A 13,727-nucleotide genomic window follows, 5' to 3' on the forward strand; every position below is an offset into this window, starting at 1 on the left:
ACCCTCATGGAGCGGCATAGGCACGGATTTCGATCAGCGAGTCCTTGCGCGAGGCTGCAGCTTCGACAACTGACAGCGCTGGGGGGTGATCAGGCAAGGTCCATTCATTCCATACCCGACGGAATTCGGGGAAGTCGCGGATGTCAGCAAGCCAGACCTGCACCATCATTAGCTTTTCACGTCCTGAGCCGTTTTCGCTCAGGTGACGCTCAATTACTTGCAGGATATTCAAGGTCTGATCTGCAACATCACCGGATTTGTCCGACGCGGTCAGGCAGCTGGAAATCATCTGCTTGCATGCTGCGCCAAGATGGATTGACGGCGAGCGTGGGCCGCTAATTCGTTCAATCTTGGTTATCATGCCGCAGCCCCCTTTGTCCGGCAGGCAGTGACGACAAGTTCCACCAACAGGTCCGGTCGGAACAACTCGCCAGAGACACAGGTGCGCGCAGGCGGGTTTTCCGAGTCGGCCCATTCGTTCCAGACCGCGTTCATGGCACTGAAATAGCGCATATCCTTCAGCCAGATATGAATAACGAAAATCGAGGATTGATCCTCATTCATCGTGGCAAGTGCGGCGTCAACATTCTTGAGCGCCGCGCGCATCTGTTCTCTTATGTCGCCATCGGTAGTGTCGGGCTGCATACCTGACATGAAAATCAGGTCTTCGCTGGCAACGATCTGTGCTTTGCGGGCCCCGTCGAGGCTGGTGATCTGGTGGCGTTCGAGCATGTTTTATCCTTTCAGAAGTTTTTGATCTTGGGGTCGAAATGGCTGCGCAGAACATCGCCCAATAGATTGATGCCCAGCACCGTCAGGAAGATGCAAAGCCCGGGAAACAGCGCCATCCACCATGATGTGCTGATATAGGCTCGCGCATCGGCTAGCATGCCACCCCAAGTTGGGATTGATGGCGGCACGCCTAGCCCCAGAAACGACAGTGCCGCTTCGGAGATGATCGCTGTGGCCATTGCAAACGTGCCGACGACCAGCGTTGATGGGATGATGTTGGGCAGGATATGCTCGCGCAAGATGCGAGCATGGCCAGCGCCCAAAGAACGCGCTGCCACAACAAACTCTCGGTCACGCAGCGCCATCGTTTCCGCGCGCGCTAGTCTGCAATACGGGATCCACCGCTGTGACGCCAGCGCGACAATCACGATGGTCAGGCTCTGACCCAGAAAGGCCACGATTGCGATGGCCAGTAGAAGGGGAGGGAATGCCCAGAATACTTCCAGAAACTTTTGGATGAAGCTGTCTATCCGCCCCCCAAAGTAGCCCGACACAATCCCCAAGAATACGCCCACGATGCCCGAGAAGAAGACCACCGCTATCGCGATCAGGAGCGACACACGTGCGCCATAAATCAACCGGCTCAGAAGATCGCGCCCCACATGATCAGTCCCCAGATAGTGCGGGCCGGTCAGCTGCGGCGGGGTCATCGCCATCAGGAGATCTTGACGAGCGGGGTTAAATGGCGCGATGAAAGGGGCAAAGGCTCCGGCGATGATTAGCGCGCCAATCATGATAAGCCCGAAGATGGCTTTTGGTGTCAGAAGGAAACCATACGACATCCGGGCGCGGGTATAGGTTGCGGTTGTCATGGCTTACCTCATCCGGATGCGGGGATCGACGATCGTGTAAAGGATGTCGATAAAGACGTTCAGCAAAACGAAAAGCGTCGTGTAAATGAGCACGAGCCCTGTAATTAATGGAAAGTCTCGAAAGGTAATTCCTTGAATCAACAGCAATCCGATGCCCGGCCAAGAGAATACTGTCTCAACAATGATTGCCCCTGAAATCAGAGCGCCAAATTCCAGACCGATGATGGTGATAACGGACACCAGCGCATTGCGAAAAGCATGGCGCCATAGGACCACACGGTTTGACAACCCCTTGGCGCGTGCGGTCATGACATAATCTTCGCCCAAATTTTCGAGCATTGACGCGCGGGTGATCTGCATGATGATACCGGTCATTGCAGTGCCCAGAACGATGGTTGGGAGGGCAAGATATCGCAGCGCATGAACCAAAGCGTCCCAGCGACCCTGTAGAACCGCATCAAGTGTCAGGAAGCCCGTAATGCGGGGCAAATCAAGCCCCCATGGCTCTCGGCCACCAGAGGGCAGGATATTTAGATAACCCGCAAAAATCAGGATCATCAAAATACCCAACCAAAAATTTGGCATTGATATCCCAAAGAAACCGCCGATTGATCCGATAGTGTCGAAAACCGAATTCGGACGGGCTGCGGCCAAAACCCCCAATGGGATGCCGACTGCTATTGCAAGCAATGTAGCATAAAGTGCCAACTCTATACTGGCAGGAAGCCGGGCGAGCACAAGATCCATAACAGGCTCGCGGTAACGAAAGGAGGTACCAAAATCGCCGGTTGCTGCATTTTTGACAAAGTTTGCATATTGCACGGGAGCAGGCTGATCCAGCCCCCACGCGGCTGCGATCCGTTCACGGTCTTCAGCGCTCGCTTCATCCGATACCAGCATCGAGACGGGGTCGCCTGGTGCCGCTTGCATGAGAGCGAAGATCATCAACGAAACAACCAGCAAAACCGGGATCACGCCAAAGAGTCGTTTGACGGTGAAGGCAAGCATCGGACTTCCTTTCGTGAGAGGCATCGGCTGGGGCAGTTTAACTGCCCCAGCTGGTTTTAAGGCGCAGTGCGGATGTGGATGTCCCAGCCATCAACGCGGTCTGCTTGACGGGGGGTGTATTCGACCGTTTCAGCGACGCCCCAGGCCATCTGGTGAAGCCAGAGGAAATGTGCGGGTACCTCTTCGGTGAGTTTAGCAATTGCCTGACGCATGAGGCCGTAACGCTCGTCCGGGTCGAAGGCAGCGCGTTCGGCCTGCAACAATGCGTCGAGTTCAGGGTCCGAAAACTCAAGTCGCGGTGAACCACCCGTTTCAAAGTACTGCCGTAGGGCGCGGGATGGGTCCAGCATCTGACCGCGCCCCATATAATAAAATGGCACACCACCCGTCTGTACATTTGACCAAAGTGTAGCCCATTCTGGCGTTCGCAGATTCACGCTGAAACCAGCCTCTTCCAGCATCGGAACCATTGCTTCGGCGATCTGGCGATCCGCTGTGTAACGGCCTACAGGTGTATAGAAATCAATCTCTACCCCCACTAGATCAACACTCTCCAGCAGTTCCCGCGCACGCTCTGGATCATAGCCATAAGGGGATTTGAAGTCAGGGTCGAAACCGAACTGCCCCTCGCCCACCGGTCCGTCCAAGAGCGTAGCCCGATCGCCGAGAAGCGCCCGCACGATCCCTTCTCGGTTAATCGCATGTGCAACGGCCTGACGCGCTTCTTTCACATCCCACGGGGCGGTGGCAGGGTTCATTGCCAAAAACATCATTTCAACCGAATTGGCGAATTCTGTCCGCGCATTGGGCAGTTGCTCGATGCGGTCAATTAACTGTGGCGGGATGCCTTGGGCGATTTGAACCTCGCCATTGGCAAGCGCGGTCACGCGCGCCTCTGGTTCGGCCATGATGCGGTACATGATTTGCTGTGGATTGGACGGCGCGACCATCGGATGATCATCTACTCGTTCTAACACCATATGACTGCCGATAGACAGTTCTGACAGACGATACGGACCTGCACCAATAGGATGGGATCGATAAACCGACTGCCCATGTTCATCATAAAGCCGCTTTGATGTGATTTGCAGAAGCGTCAAATTATCCGCGAGCGTAGCCGTTGGTTCATGCGTGGTGATGCGCACGGTCAGGTCATCGACCACCTCGGCCGTATCAATCGGCTGTACTATGAAGCCCGACGTTGATTCCGGATCGTTTCGAACGCGATCGATCGAATGGACCACATCTTCTGCCAGCACGGGATCACCATTGCTGCGCACCCAATCCGGACGCAAACGCACGATCCAGTTCAGTTCATCCTCTGCCTCCATGCTTTCGGCCAGAAACGGAATCGGCCGTCCCGTCTCAAAATCATAGCGCATGAGGCAGCCATAGACTTTGCACCAAAGGCTTCCAATTAGAACAACGGCATCTCCGTATGGATTGTGCCCGGCAAGGGTTTCAGTAATGGCAACTGCAATGCGTTGCTGTGTCATTTCCTCTGCCGCTAAGGCAGCAGGGCTTGCGCCGAAGAGAAGCGCCGCTGACGCTAGGCAGCGAAGAGTTGGCATTCGAGTCATGTTTTTTCCTCCCACAAGGCCCGACAACAATTTCAGATCCAGCACTGGGCCCTGATGAAAAGCAAACATGATTAAACAAGTAAGTCAAGTATTACTTACTTATTGGAAAACGCGGCAGATCTGCTAGTTCTATGGGTGTGAAAGATTTGAGAAGCGTGCGAGGATAACATGAACAATAAAGTCAGAGGTTCCAAAAAAGTGTCACGCAAAGAGCCCAAAGCCGCGCGCAACAGCGCTGAAACAAAAGAAAAGATTTTAAACTCTGCCATCGATGAGTTCTGTGAACATGGCTATGCTGGCGCCAATACGACCCGGATTGTACAATCTGCAGGATGCAACATTCGCATGCTGTACCACTATTTTGACAACAAGGACGGGTTATACATGGCAGCCCTTAGTCGGGTTTATGAAGAGTTACGAAGCAGTGAGGAGGCAACCAACTTTTGGAACGCGCCCCCTCTAGAAGGAATTGTCGCACTGACGCATTTCACGTTTGACTATATGCATCAGAACCGGCGCTTCCCCAAGATGATCCTGAATGAGAACTTAAACAAAGGACGCGCAGCAGGGCAAATTGCCCAAACAATCAACACCACCGCGCGCCCGTTCATCGACAAGATTGGCAATCTTTTATCAAAGGGCCATGCACAAGGCGTGTTCACTCACCACCCCGATCCACTTCACCTCTATCTGACCATTCTGGCGCTCAGCTTCATCCACATTTCGAATCAACATACGCTAGTTGCGACCTTCGATGTCGATCTTGGAGCGCCACACTTTCTAAAGGAAAGAAAGGCGCATGTAACAGAAGTAATGCTTAGCTTTCTGACAACGCCGCGAAGCTCGCCTGCTCCCTGAAATAATTTTTCAAAGCTGCAGGAGATGCCCTTAACGAGAAGATCGGAGGCTCTTTTGCCAGAATTTCAATCTCGCAAGCCGCTGAAGGCACAAATAATTGTATCTGGTCTTTAAAAGTTCACCCGCCACATTTCATACCGCCCCTGTTAATCTCCCCCTTTTTAACGGGGTGCATCGGTAGAATTCACGCAGCCATTCTCAGTTTCATGGCGGGTGTGATGCCGCCGATGCCCATATTGGGGCAGTCGTTGTTGTAACTCCAGAGCCATTGGGTGGCTTGATCTTGTACCTCCTCGATGCTTTCGATGATGTATCGATCCCGCCATTCGTGCCGAACTGTTATAAGGGTGTTCTAGCACCTACCTTCCAGTCTTTGCCCTGAGTCGCGCTCTCCCGTCTGATGGAAATCAGGATGGAGTTTCGCGATGGCGACTACGGATGAGTTTCTCCGTGACGATGGGGTAGATACCGGACTAGAACTTCTTCGCGCTTGAATGCCGTCCCTCCGCCACACAAAGTGAGGCGGACCCTGATACGAGGCAAACGCAGAGGATGCGGGATTCGGGCATGATGCAGGAATTGTGTCGGAAGTCGGCGCTTTATACTGACGCCTGTTCAGTCAAAACAGGATCGGGCTTGCGAGCAAGATAGGGGCTAGCTGAGTGAAAAGTACCCAGAATACTGCCCCCGCGCACATGGACACGACCCAAATACTGAAGGGCTTGCGCTCATCGGAATACGATAACGCCCATATGGCAATGGCCATGAATCCTGTAGTTGCAACGGCTACGCCGAGATGTCGGACCGCGAGAAAGTACAACCCGGCCCATAGCAACCCGCCAAGAACTGGCGCCAACGAAATGGTAAGTACTGGCTCTTCTTCGTTCGATGTGCGAATCCTTCCCGCGAACAAGGCAAGGCCTGTCAGAACGAACACCCAATGGACGATCATCGGGATAAGGTGATTGCCCACCCCTGGTCCAGGTCTCCAGGTGCCATGCCGGATATCTAGCAGACCAGCAGTTCCTAGAAGAATGACCAGCAGCGCCAGCAGAATATCGCGCTGCGCCGCTTGAGAGAGCTGCCGAATCATTTCACCTCTTCCTTTGTCAGTACGTTCCGTTTGCGCGTTAGAAGCCAAAATAGCAGCAAAAGTGCAAAGGTTCCGAAGTAAATCCCCAGCGCCAGTGGACTTTTGACAAGATGCGTCCAGTCATTGCGTCCCAACATAAGCGCCTGTCGCAAGGACTCCTCCAGCCCTGGACCAACGATGAAGCCAAGCACCAGCGGCCCGAGCGGCACGCCGAACCAACGCAAAGCAACACCCAACACACCGGCTGCCAGTAGCATCCAGACAGCGTTGATGGAATTACTGGAAGCGAATGTCCCGAGAATCGCTAACCCTAGAACAATTGGCAGCACATAACGAGGCTGGATCATGGCTAAGCGCGAATAGACTGGAAGCAGTACTTTCGACGCGACAAGATTGAACAGGTTGGCGTATATCAGGATGAAGAACAGCGCATAGATGATCGCCATGTTGTCGCGCATCATCGTTGGGCCGGGCGTGATGCTCATCATTATCAAGGCTGCGCCGAATAGGGCCGCTGTAGCGCTGCCCGGGATGCCAAAGGCAAAAAGAGGGATGAACGTCGCGCCAGATGTCGCACTGTTGCCGGCCTCGGCCGCCGCGACCCCTTCTAGAGATCCTTTGCCAAACTCCTTCGGTTTACGCGACAGCCTTTGTGCGAGACCATAGCTCATAAAAGCAGCTAGCGAAGCTCCTGCGCCCGGCAATGCCCCAATAAAGGTACCCATGCCTGTGCCCAGCATGGTTGCGCCAAAAGTCGAGCGGAAAGTGGGCCAATCCATCTTGTCCTTTGAAGGATCATAGGCGGGGGCATCTTGTGCGGGCGTTGTCACTCGCTGCTGAAAACGACGACGCTGAAGCATCCGCGCAATCTGCACAAGAATCTCAGAAATCGCAAAGATACCGACAAGCAACGGGATCAGGCCGATCCCACCGGAAAGCTCCGGCATCCCGAATGTATAGCGTTGTGCGCCGGTCATCGGGTCTCGACCGATCATAGCCAACATCACGCCGAGTGCTGCTGCGGCGACGCCCCGCGCAACCTGCCCCATGGTCAGCGCTGCGACAAGAGTGAGTGAGATCACATAAAGAGCGAAGAATTCAACAGGCCCAAATTTTAATGCGACAAGCGCTAGAGGTAGGGCGAGGAAAATAAGGATCAGGTCGCTTGTCGTATCACCGATGCAGGACGAATAGAGAGCGGTATGCAACGCTTTATTTGGCTTGCCGGCAAGTTTGGCCTGATATCCGTCAATCACTGTCGCCGCTGCCCCGGCTGTCCCCGGAACGCCGAAGGTAATCGCCGAGATTGATCCGCCAAACATGCTGCCCTTATAGACGCCAACCAGAAGTCCTAGTGCAGAGGCGGGTTCAAGCACAAAAACAAATGGCAGAAGTACCGCGATAGCCATATCCCCGGACAAGCCAGGAATTGCACCGACCGTAATACCCAGCAGGATACCGACACAGGCGAAGATGATGACCTCTGGTGCGAAAGCAAGCGCAAACGCTTCGCCAAGGAATTCCAGCATGACAACTCCACAATAAGTGAGGGGGGGCTGCACCAGCGCGTTAGTTCCGCTGATATAATCGTGGGCGCTTGTGCGCCCACGAAAAGAGTTTAGTCAACAAGTTGATCAAGGATCGCTGTCAGGTTCCCGATGGTTGTCTGATAAGCAGTCATGCTAGCCTCTGCACCAAGAGGCTGAACATCGGTACCAGTACGCTGTCCTAATGCCTGCGCGGATTCGCTTTCCAACGCAGCCATAATGCGCTCTTCAAGGATTGCACGGCGCTCTTCAGGTACGTCGCGATGAGCGAAGATCGTGTACCAAGCGGGCATGACCACATCAAAGCCCAGCTCGAGTAGAGTGGGAACGTCTGGCATGGATGAAACGCGCTCCGCTGTTGCAACCGCGAGGGCAACAAGTGTTCCGTCATCGACGCTTCCTTGAATGGTCGACGGGACCGAAGCCCCAACATCAACCTGTCCTCCCAATACGAAGGCAAGTGCCTGCGCGCCCCCTGTCGTGGGCAAGTGAACTGTGCTGAACTCTGCTTCTTGTTCAAGGAGGATCAAGGGAAGATGCGGTACAGACAGATGACGGCCATGACCCACGCTGATTGTGTCGGGCGCGGCTTGTGCGGCTTCGATCAAAGCCTCTATCGATGTAAACGCACTATCGGCACGCGCAAAAAAGATAGGAGCGACTTCTGTGATCTGTACGATCGGAATCCAGTCATCCAGCTCATAGCCCACATCTTCGCGCAGTGCCGTTGTTACAAGTGGGCCATAATCCGTTATCAGCATCGTGTAACCATCTGGTTCGGCATCTCGGACATACTCGATTGCCTCTTGCCCACCAGCGCCGCTAAGCGAAATAACATCGACGCGCGTATCCAGAAACTCGCCAGAGACCGACGATAGAATGCGGCCAGCAATATCAACCGCTCCTCCAGCTCCATAAGGACTTACCAGCCGAATCGGGCTTTCGCTCGGGAATTCCGCCAAAGCGCCGCCAGCGGCTGTCAGGCTTGTTGCGGTCACAGCGCACGCAAGCGCGAGTTTTCTAAGTGTCATGATCTGTTCTCCTGTTGGTGACGCGTAGGTGGTCAACTTGCAGTCGGTCGTCTTTATCTGGACGTCGCAGGGCCGTTGCCACAGCGAGCGATCGCTTGAGTTTCAATCGAGCAATCTCGGTTTTGGTATACAATCTGTATTCATTTGTCAAAGAAAACTGCAAACTCAATGTTTGTTTGCCTCTTGTTTTGGCTTTCGGCGCATTGACAGGCAGAAGATACGCCTGCATAAGAAAATACAAACAGTATACCGCAGAGGAACAAAATGCGGCCAGAAGGTACAGAACTTCTGACGGGCAGCATCGATTGCCATATTCATGCCTGTCCGCATATGAATGGCCGCAGCGTCACCGTTTTCGATGCTGTCCGCCAAGCGGCCGAGGTCGGGCAGCGCGCAATTGTACTCATGGATAATTTCCAAAATTCTTCAGGCTATGCCGCGCTGGCTATGCAGGAGCTTCAAGGTCAGGGCGTAGATGTACTGGGCGGCATCATTCTTCAGCCGACCGCTGGTGGTATCTGCCCCGAAACTGTCAGAATCGCGCTGAACTATGGTTATGGATCGGGAACAGGCGCGCGCTTCGTATCACTTCCCACACATCATACTCGGCATGTTGCCTTGCAAGAAGGCCGCACAGCCTTGCAGGCAGAGAGCGCATTCCACATTCCTTCGAACGGTCTTGTGCCAGATAAGGTGCTGGAAATTCTTGATATCTGCGCTGCGCAGGATGTGGTGTTCGATTGCGGTCACGTTTCCGGACCTGAGGCGATACGATTGTCCGAGGTCGCGTCCGAGCGTGGGGTGGCGCACGTGCGGGCCCACTGTTCCGATTATGCGCGCGACATCGTCGCTTCTATCGCGCAACTGGGGGCGTATTGCGAATTTTCCTTTTTCGTACTTTCCCATGCCACGCAGGTGGGCTTGACCCATGCTGACAGCGAAAAGCACCGCATATCAGCCGTGACTCTCGCTCAGCAGGTGGAGCGCATTCGCGCCGCCGGATCACAGGCAATCGTATCATCTGATGCCGGCATATCCTTACTTGCGCCACCGGCCGAAACCTTCCGCCAGTATCTGGTGCTCTTGCGCGCCGCCGGATTTGAATATTCTGAGTTGCGCAATATGAGCAGACATGCACCGGCTGCCCTGTTCGGCATTGACCTTGCCTCAAGCAGCCACTCTCGATTGGAGTAACCTAAATGACCAACCTAGAGATCGCTATCACTGGCGGCACAGTCGCCACGGCCTCTGATACATTCCAGTGCGATATCGGCATTCGCGACGGCAAAATTGTCGCGCTTGGGCACGATCTTGCACAGCACGCCGCGGATGTGATTGACGCCAGCGGTAAATTCGTATTGCCGGGCGGAATAGACAGCCATGTGCATATTGCGCAGCCCTCAGGCGAAGGGATCGTGATGGCGGATGATTTTGAAAGTGCCACACTTTCGGCGCTGTTCGGTGGCAATACAACAATCATGCCATTCTGTTTGCAGGAACGCGGCCAGAGCTTGCGCAAGACACTGTCGGAGTATCATTCGCTTGCAGATCACAAATGCTACACAGATGTCAGCTTTCATCTAATCATATGCGACCCAACGCCCGAGCTGCTTGGGCAGGAGCTACCGGCTGCTGTCCATGACGGCTACAAGTCCTTCAAGGTTTTTATGACCTATGATAATCTGCGATTGAATGACGCCGAATTACTGGCGACATTCGACGTTGCGCGTGATCTTGGCGCAACCGTGATGGTTCATTGCGAAAATGAAGACGCAATTCGTTTTTTGATCGAAAAACATGAAGCTGCAAACAAGCTGCGCCCCTCCAGTCATGCCAGTACGCGACCCGTGGCGGCGGAGCGTGAGGCAACGCACCGTGCCGTCTCTCTTGCTGAAATTGTGGATATTCCGGTTGTGATTGTCCATGTGTCAAACGGGCAAGCAATCGACGAAATCACACAAGGGCGCAAGCGTGGGTCCAGTATTACTGCAGAAACCTGCCCGCAATATCTTGTGCTTACGTCCGCAGATCTGGAGGGCATGGATTGGGAAGGCGCGAAATTCGTCTGCTCGCCTCCACCACGGGATACAGCTGATCAGATTGCCTGCTGGCGTGGGCTGAAGGATGGCACATTCGACCTCTTTTCCTCTGACCACTGCCCATTCAAATATAATAGCCCAGATGGCAAGTTGAACCCGAGGGGTGCGAAGAATTTTCGCCATATTCCAAACGGAATACCTGGCGTTGAAACACGCATGCCAATCCTGTTTTCGGAAGGCGTCAACAAAGGCAGAATTGATCTGAATCGATTTGTGGCACTGACCGCGACCAATCATGCACGAACCTATGGCCTTTATCCGCGCAAGGGCACAATCGCCATTGGTTCTGATGCAGATATCGCGATTTGGGATCCCGATCTGGAGGTAACAGTTCGCCATGCGGATCTGCACGACGGCGCAGATTATTCGCCCTATGAAGGGCTGGAACTGCGGGGCTGGCCAGTGACTGTCCTGCTACGGGGCAAGGTCATGATCCGTGACCGGAAGCTGGAGGCGCAATTGGGTGACGGGCAGTACCTGCCGCGTTAAAGTGATGGTTGATTTAAGCTTGAGCGAAGAGAGGTAGAGTTTCGGAATGGACAATCACCCCACGAATTCTTCAAACCGTAGCATTTCTTTGCCAGAAATAGCCGTGCAGCGGATTACTGAATTTGTGCGCAACAAAACGTTGCTGGGCGGTGAGTCCATTGTCGAGCAGAAACTTGCGATGCAGCTAGGGATATCGAGGACACCGCTACGCGAGGCGCTGCAGCGGCTTGAAGGTGTTGGAATGTTAGAAAAAGACGCTGGGCGCTCTTATCGGGTGCGACGGGTCTACATGGAAGAATACCTTCAAAGCCTCAAGGTCCGGGCTTTACTCGAACCTCAGGCAGCTGCCGACGCTATCGGCCGCATTCCCGCACAAGAACTTGCAGATGTGCGCAGCGCGCTTGATGCGTTACAGCCAGGCATCACATCCGATCGCAAGGCGCATTGGGACTTTGATGACCAGATGCACCGGCTGTATACGCGCAATTGCGGCAATCTTGTCCTCTATTCAATCATAGAGCGCCTGCGCGTCACTACGCGTTTGTTCGAGATCGCCGATCTAGGCGCACGCTTCGAAGCAGACATGGTTGAACATAGAACGATCCTAGGCGCACTAGAGGCAGGAGTCCCCGCAGATGCGCGCAAGGCCGTTCGGGCACATTTACGCAGCCTGATGGACTTTTCATTACATCAACTGCGCTAAGAAGGGCCGGGGTTAGGGTCACGATTCCAGTTTTTATAGATCAGATAGCGCGCTTCATGTTTGCCGATTGCACCAAACCATTGAGGACAGAACGGGCCCATCCAGATAGCATCATCGGCCATTACAGGATACCAGTCATCTGCCAGCCGATAAATTCCGCCTCCATCAAGCATAAGTAGCCCATGCTCCATGAAATGCGTTTCGACATATGGCAGGCTGGCACCGGGTTCGAATGTCATGGTATTGATCTCCATGTCCCACATCGGCCCTTCCGGCAACAGTTTCGCAACCTGTAAGCGCTCGTCACCTTTCAACGGGTTGGACTGCCTCTCCCCAAGCGATGCGAGAAAAGCCGAAGGTGCGCCGCATTTGGGGCGTGGCGAGTATTGGCGTTCAAGCACCAGAAAACTGGCGCTCTCTTCGCTGTAAAGACGGTGCGGGTGATCGGCAGGAAGGTAGGCATAGTCATCCCTTTGCAAGCGTCTGGAACCTTGCGTATCTGATAGAATGATCGCCCCGTTTCGTACCAGAATGAACCGCTCATAGCCCGCCATCGGGCTATCCGTCGAAAAACCCGGCATGGCGGCAGCTAGAAACATTGAAAATCGCGCCCCCAGATCGGGAGTTATCAGGTGTACAAGCTGCGCGTGGCGCCAATCCGGTAACGTGACTGCTTCGTGACTGTCAGGCGCGATCAGGGCGTGACTGCGGCCGAGTCGTGAGCGAGTCAATCCAATATTCTGCATCATCTTTCAAGTTCCAGGGCTATAGTTGACACATCAATAGCATCCATCAGACGCCGATACTCTATAGTGGAAAGTTGGCGCATAGGGCGGCGGACAGTGTCATGCGGAATGCGCCCAAGCAGTTTCAGTGTGGCCTTGAGCCTTGCAGTGGCAAGATATGCGGGCCGATCCCGATAGATGGCAACCGAAAGCGCATAAAGCGCTTCATGCTGCGCGCGTGCTTCCTGCCAATCCTGTTTCATCACTGCATCGTGCAGCGCGACGATAGTACGCGGAATAATGGCGGCGAGCGACACCTGGCTTCCGCGAGAGCCGATCAGGTAGCTTGTCAAAAGATGCTCGTCACCAGAACCCAGAACTGAGACATCAGGGCGCAAGCGACCAGCCAGACGCCAGGTTTGTTCATAGGCAGCGACCTCCCAGCTACCTTCCTTGATTGCGATAATTTGCTCGATTTTCATCAGCAAAGCGGTCATTACCTCATCAGAATATGAAATCGGTCCGGCTGTTACTGGCGCCTTGTAAAGCACAATCGGCAGATCAACCGCGCGCGCGATCGTGCCATGATGTTCGCAGACGATTTGTGCATCGACACCACCAGCCCAGTGGTTGGGCGGAAAAATCAACAACGCGTCCGCCCCCGCCTGCTTGGACACGCGTGCTTCCTCGACCGCCATGTTTGTCGATTCAGCTGTCACGCCTGCTGTGATGAAACAGCCCTCGGCAGATTGCGCGCGGGCCGTGACGATTACCTCTGCACGCTCTTCCAGCGTCAGGAAGGCACCCTCTCCAGCATGGCCGTTCAGCAACAAGCCGGATATGCCCGGTGTCATGCAGATATCGCGCAAGTGCGCAGCAAGCGCATCCTTATCAATCCGCCCATCCGGCAGCATCGGGCACACTGTGGCTGCATGAATACCCCAAGTCGTCGCAGTGGTATAAGATTCGGATGTTTTCATGAACAGTTCC

General features: G+C 54.3%; 14 protein-coding genes and 1 pseudogene. 4 read left to right on the forward strand and 11 right to left on the reverse strand.

Annotated features, from left to right (window positions below; translation table 11 throughout):
* Positions 1 to 4 precede the first annotated feature (4 nt).
* The 5 genes from EV660_RS14450 to EV660_RS14470 are packed head-to-tail and all read right to left on the reverse strand — an operon-like array spanning position 5 to position 4,261.
* A complete protein-coding gene (locus tag EV660_RS14450) occupies positions 5 to 361 on the reverse strand; it encodes a Rid family hydrolase (RefSeq protein WP_071479438.1) in 357 nt (118 codons plus the stop codon).
* Entirely contained in the window at positions 358 to 732 is a 375-nt protein-coding gene (locus EV660_RS14455) for a RidA family protein (protein WP_071479437.1), read from the reverse strand. The genes EV660_RS14450 and EV660_RS14455 overlap by 4 nt, the downstream gene beginning before the upstream one ends.
* Before the next feature lie 11 nt (positions 733 to 743).
* Positions 744 to 1,604 carry an ABC transporter permease gene (locus EV660_RS14460; protein ID WP_084634646.1) on the reverse strand — a complete coding sequence of 287 codons (861 nt, stop codon included), beginning with the start codon at positions 1,602 to 1,604 and terminating at the stop codon, positions 744 to 746.
* Positions 1,605 to 1,607: 3 nt separating this feature from the next.
* Entirely contained in the window at positions 1,608 to 2,612 is a 1,005-nt protein-coding gene (locus tag EV660_RS14465) for an ABC transporter permease (RefSeq protein ID WP_071479436.1), read from the reverse strand.
* A gap of 56 nt (positions 2,613 to 2,668) precedes the next feature.
* Entirely contained in the window at positions 2,669 to 4,261 is a 1,593-nt protein-coding gene (locus EV660_RS14470) for an ABC transporter substrate-binding protein (RefSeq protein WP_232727336.1), read from the reverse strand.
* Between the two features lie 99 nt (positions 4,262 to 4,360).
* Here EV660_RS14470 and EV660_RS14475 point away from each other — a divergent pair, with 99 nt between their 5' ends.
* On the forward strand, positions 4,361 to 5,050 hold the full coding sequence (locus EV660_RS14475; RefSeq protein ID WP_071479435.1) for a TetR/AcrR family transcriptional regulator: 690 nt from the start codon (positions 4,361 to 4,363) through the stop codon (positions 5,048 to 5,050).
* A gap of 184 nt (positions 5,051 to 5,234) precedes the next feature.
* Here the strand turns inward: EV660_RS14475 and EV660_RS14480 are convergent.
* The 4 genes and pseudogenes from EV660_RS14480 to EV660_RS14495 all read right to left on the reverse strand — a co-directional run.
* Positions 5,235 to 5,390 (reverse strand): annotated as a pseudogene (locus EV660_RS14480) (integrase core domain-containing protein); the annotation flags it as partial.
* A gap of 279 nt (positions 5,391 to 5,669) precedes the next feature.
* The gene (locus EV660_RS14485; protein WP_071479434.1) at positions 5,670 to 6,143 is read right to left on the reverse strand and encodes a tripartite tricarboxylate transporter TctB family protein; all 474 of its coding nucleotides are present in this window, start codon (positions 6,141 to 6,143) and stop codon (positions 5,670 to 5,672) included.
* Positions 6,140 to 7,672 carry a tripartite tricarboxylate transporter permease gene (locus tag EV660_RS14490; RefSeq protein ID WP_071479433.1) on the reverse strand — a complete coding sequence of 511 codons (1,533 nt, stop codon included), beginning with the start codon at positions 7,670 to 7,672 and terminating at the stop codon, positions 6,140 to 6,142. The genes EV660_RS14485 and EV660_RS14490 overlap by 4 nt, the downstream gene beginning before the upstream one ends.
* Before the next feature lie 89 nt (positions 7,673 to 7,761).
* The gene (locus EV660_RS14495) at positions 7,762 to 8,721 is read right to left on the reverse strand and encodes a Bug family tripartite tricarboxylate transporter substrate binding protein (RefSeq protein WP_071479432.1); all 960 of its coding nucleotides are present in this window, start codon (positions 8,719 to 8,721) and stop codon (positions 7,762 to 7,764) included.
* A 264-nt stretch (positions 8,722 to 8,985) separates the two neighbouring features.
* On the opposite strand from EV660_RS14495, the gene EV660_RS14500 reads away from it, so the two are divergent.
* Genes EV660_RS14500 through EV660_RS14510 form a run of 3 tightly spaced genes read left to right on the forward strand, consistent with a single transcriptional unit; the run spans position 8,986 to position 12,012 of the window.
* Positions 8,986 to 9,915 (forward strand): DUF6282 family protein, encoded by a 930-nt coding sequence (locus tag EV660_RS14500; protein ID WP_100319042.1) that lies wholly within the window; start codon positions 8,986 to 8,988, stop codon positions 9,913 to 9,915.
* 5 nt (positions 9,916 to 9,920) lie between these two features.
* On the forward strand, positions 9,921 to 11,309 hold the full coding sequence (gene hydA, locus EV660_RS14505; protein ID WP_071479430.1) for a dihydropyrimidinase: 1,389 nt from the start codon (positions 9,921 to 9,923) through the stop codon (positions 11,307 to 11,309).
* A 46-nt stretch (positions 11,310 to 11,355) separates the two neighbouring features.
* Positions 11,356 to 12,012 carry a GntR family transcriptional regulator gene (locus EV660_RS14510; RefSeq protein ID WP_071479429.1) on the forward strand — a complete coding sequence of 219 codons (657 nt, stop codon included), beginning with the start codon at positions 11,356 to 11,358 and terminating at the stop codon, positions 12,010 to 12,012.
* Here EV660_RS14510 and allE read toward each other — a convergent pair.
* Together allE and EV660_RS14520 are read right to left on the reverse strand one after the other, a co-directional pair.
* The gene (gene allE / locus EV660_RS14515) at positions 12,009 to 12,761 is read right to left on the reverse strand and encodes a (S)-ureidoglycine aminohydrolase (protein WP_084634644.1); all 753 of its coding nucleotides are present in this window, start codon (positions 12,759 to 12,761) and stop codon (positions 12,009 to 12,011) included. The genes EV660_RS14510 and allE overlap by 4 nt on opposite strands.
* Positions 12,758 to 13,717, reverse strand: a complete 960-nt coding sequence (locus tag EV660_RS14520; protein ID WP_071479428.1) for a dihydrodipicolinate synthase family protein — start codon at positions 13,715 to 13,717, stop codon at positions 12,758 to 12,760. The genes allE and EV660_RS14520 overlap by 4 nt, the downstream gene beginning before the upstream one ends.
* Positions 13,718 to 13,727: the final 10 nt, after the last annotated feature.

It is taken from the genome of Roseinatronobacter bogoriensis DSM 18756 (genome assembly GCF_004366635.1).
Lineage (GTDB): Bacteria > Pseudomonadota > Alphaproteobacteria > Rhodobacterales > Rhodobacteraceae > Roseinatronobacter > Roseinatronobacter bogoriensis.

Coding starts and splice junctions, on each gene's coding strand:
- EV660_RS14450 (WP_071479438.1), bottom strand. CDS start 361: ATGATAACCAAGATTGAACGAATTAGCGGCCCACGCTCGCCGTCAATC.
- EV660_RS14455 (WP_071479437.1), bottom strand. CDS start 732: ATGCTCGAACGCCACCAGATCACCAGCCTCGACGGGGCCCGCAAAGCA.
- EV660_RS14460 (WP_084634646.1), bottom strand. CDS start 1,604: ATGACAACCGCAACCTATACCCGCGCCCGGATGTCGTATGGTTTCCTT.
- EV660_RS14465 (WP_071479436.1), bottom strand. CDS start 2,612: ATGCTTGCCTTCACCGTCAAACGACTCTTTGGCGTGATCCCGGTTTTG.
- EV660_RS14470 (WP_232727336.1), bottom strand. CDS start 4,261: ATGTTTGCTTTTCATCAGGGCCCAGTGCTGGATCTGAAATTGTTGTCG.
- EV660_RS14475 (WP_071479435.1), top strand. CDS start 4,361: ATGAACAATAAAGTCAGAGGTTCCAAAAAAGTGTCACGCAAAGAGCCC.
- EV660_RS14485 (WP_071479434.1), bottom strand. CDS start 6,143: ATGATTCGGCAGCTCTCTCAAGCGGCGCAGCGCGATATTCTGCTGGCG.
- EV660_RS14490 (WP_071479433.1), bottom strand. CDS start 7,672: ATGCTGGAATTCCTTGGCGAAGCGTTTGCGCTTGCTTTCGCACCAGAG.
- EV660_RS14495 (WP_071479432.1), bottom strand. CDS start 8,721: ATGACACTTAGAAAACTCGCGCTTGCGTGCGCTGTGACCGCAACAAGC.
- EV660_RS14500 (WP_100319042.1), top strand. CDS start 8,986: ATGCGGCCAGAAGGTACAGAACTTCTGACGGGCAGCATCGATTGCCAT.
- hydA (WP_071479430.1), top strand. CDS start 9,921: ATGACCAACCTAGAGATCGCTATCACTGGCGGCACAGTCGCCACGGCC.
- EV660_RS14510 (WP_071479429.1), top strand. CDS start 11,356: ATGGACAATCACCCCACGAATTCTTCAAACCGTAGCATTTCTTTGCCA.
- allE (WP_084634644.1), bottom strand. CDS start 12,761: ATGATGCAGAATATTGGATTGACTCGCTCACGACTCGGCCGCAGTCAC.
- EV660_RS14520 (WP_071479428.1), bottom strand. CDS start 13,717: ATGAAAACATCCGAATCTTATACCACTGCGACGACTTGGGGTATTCAT.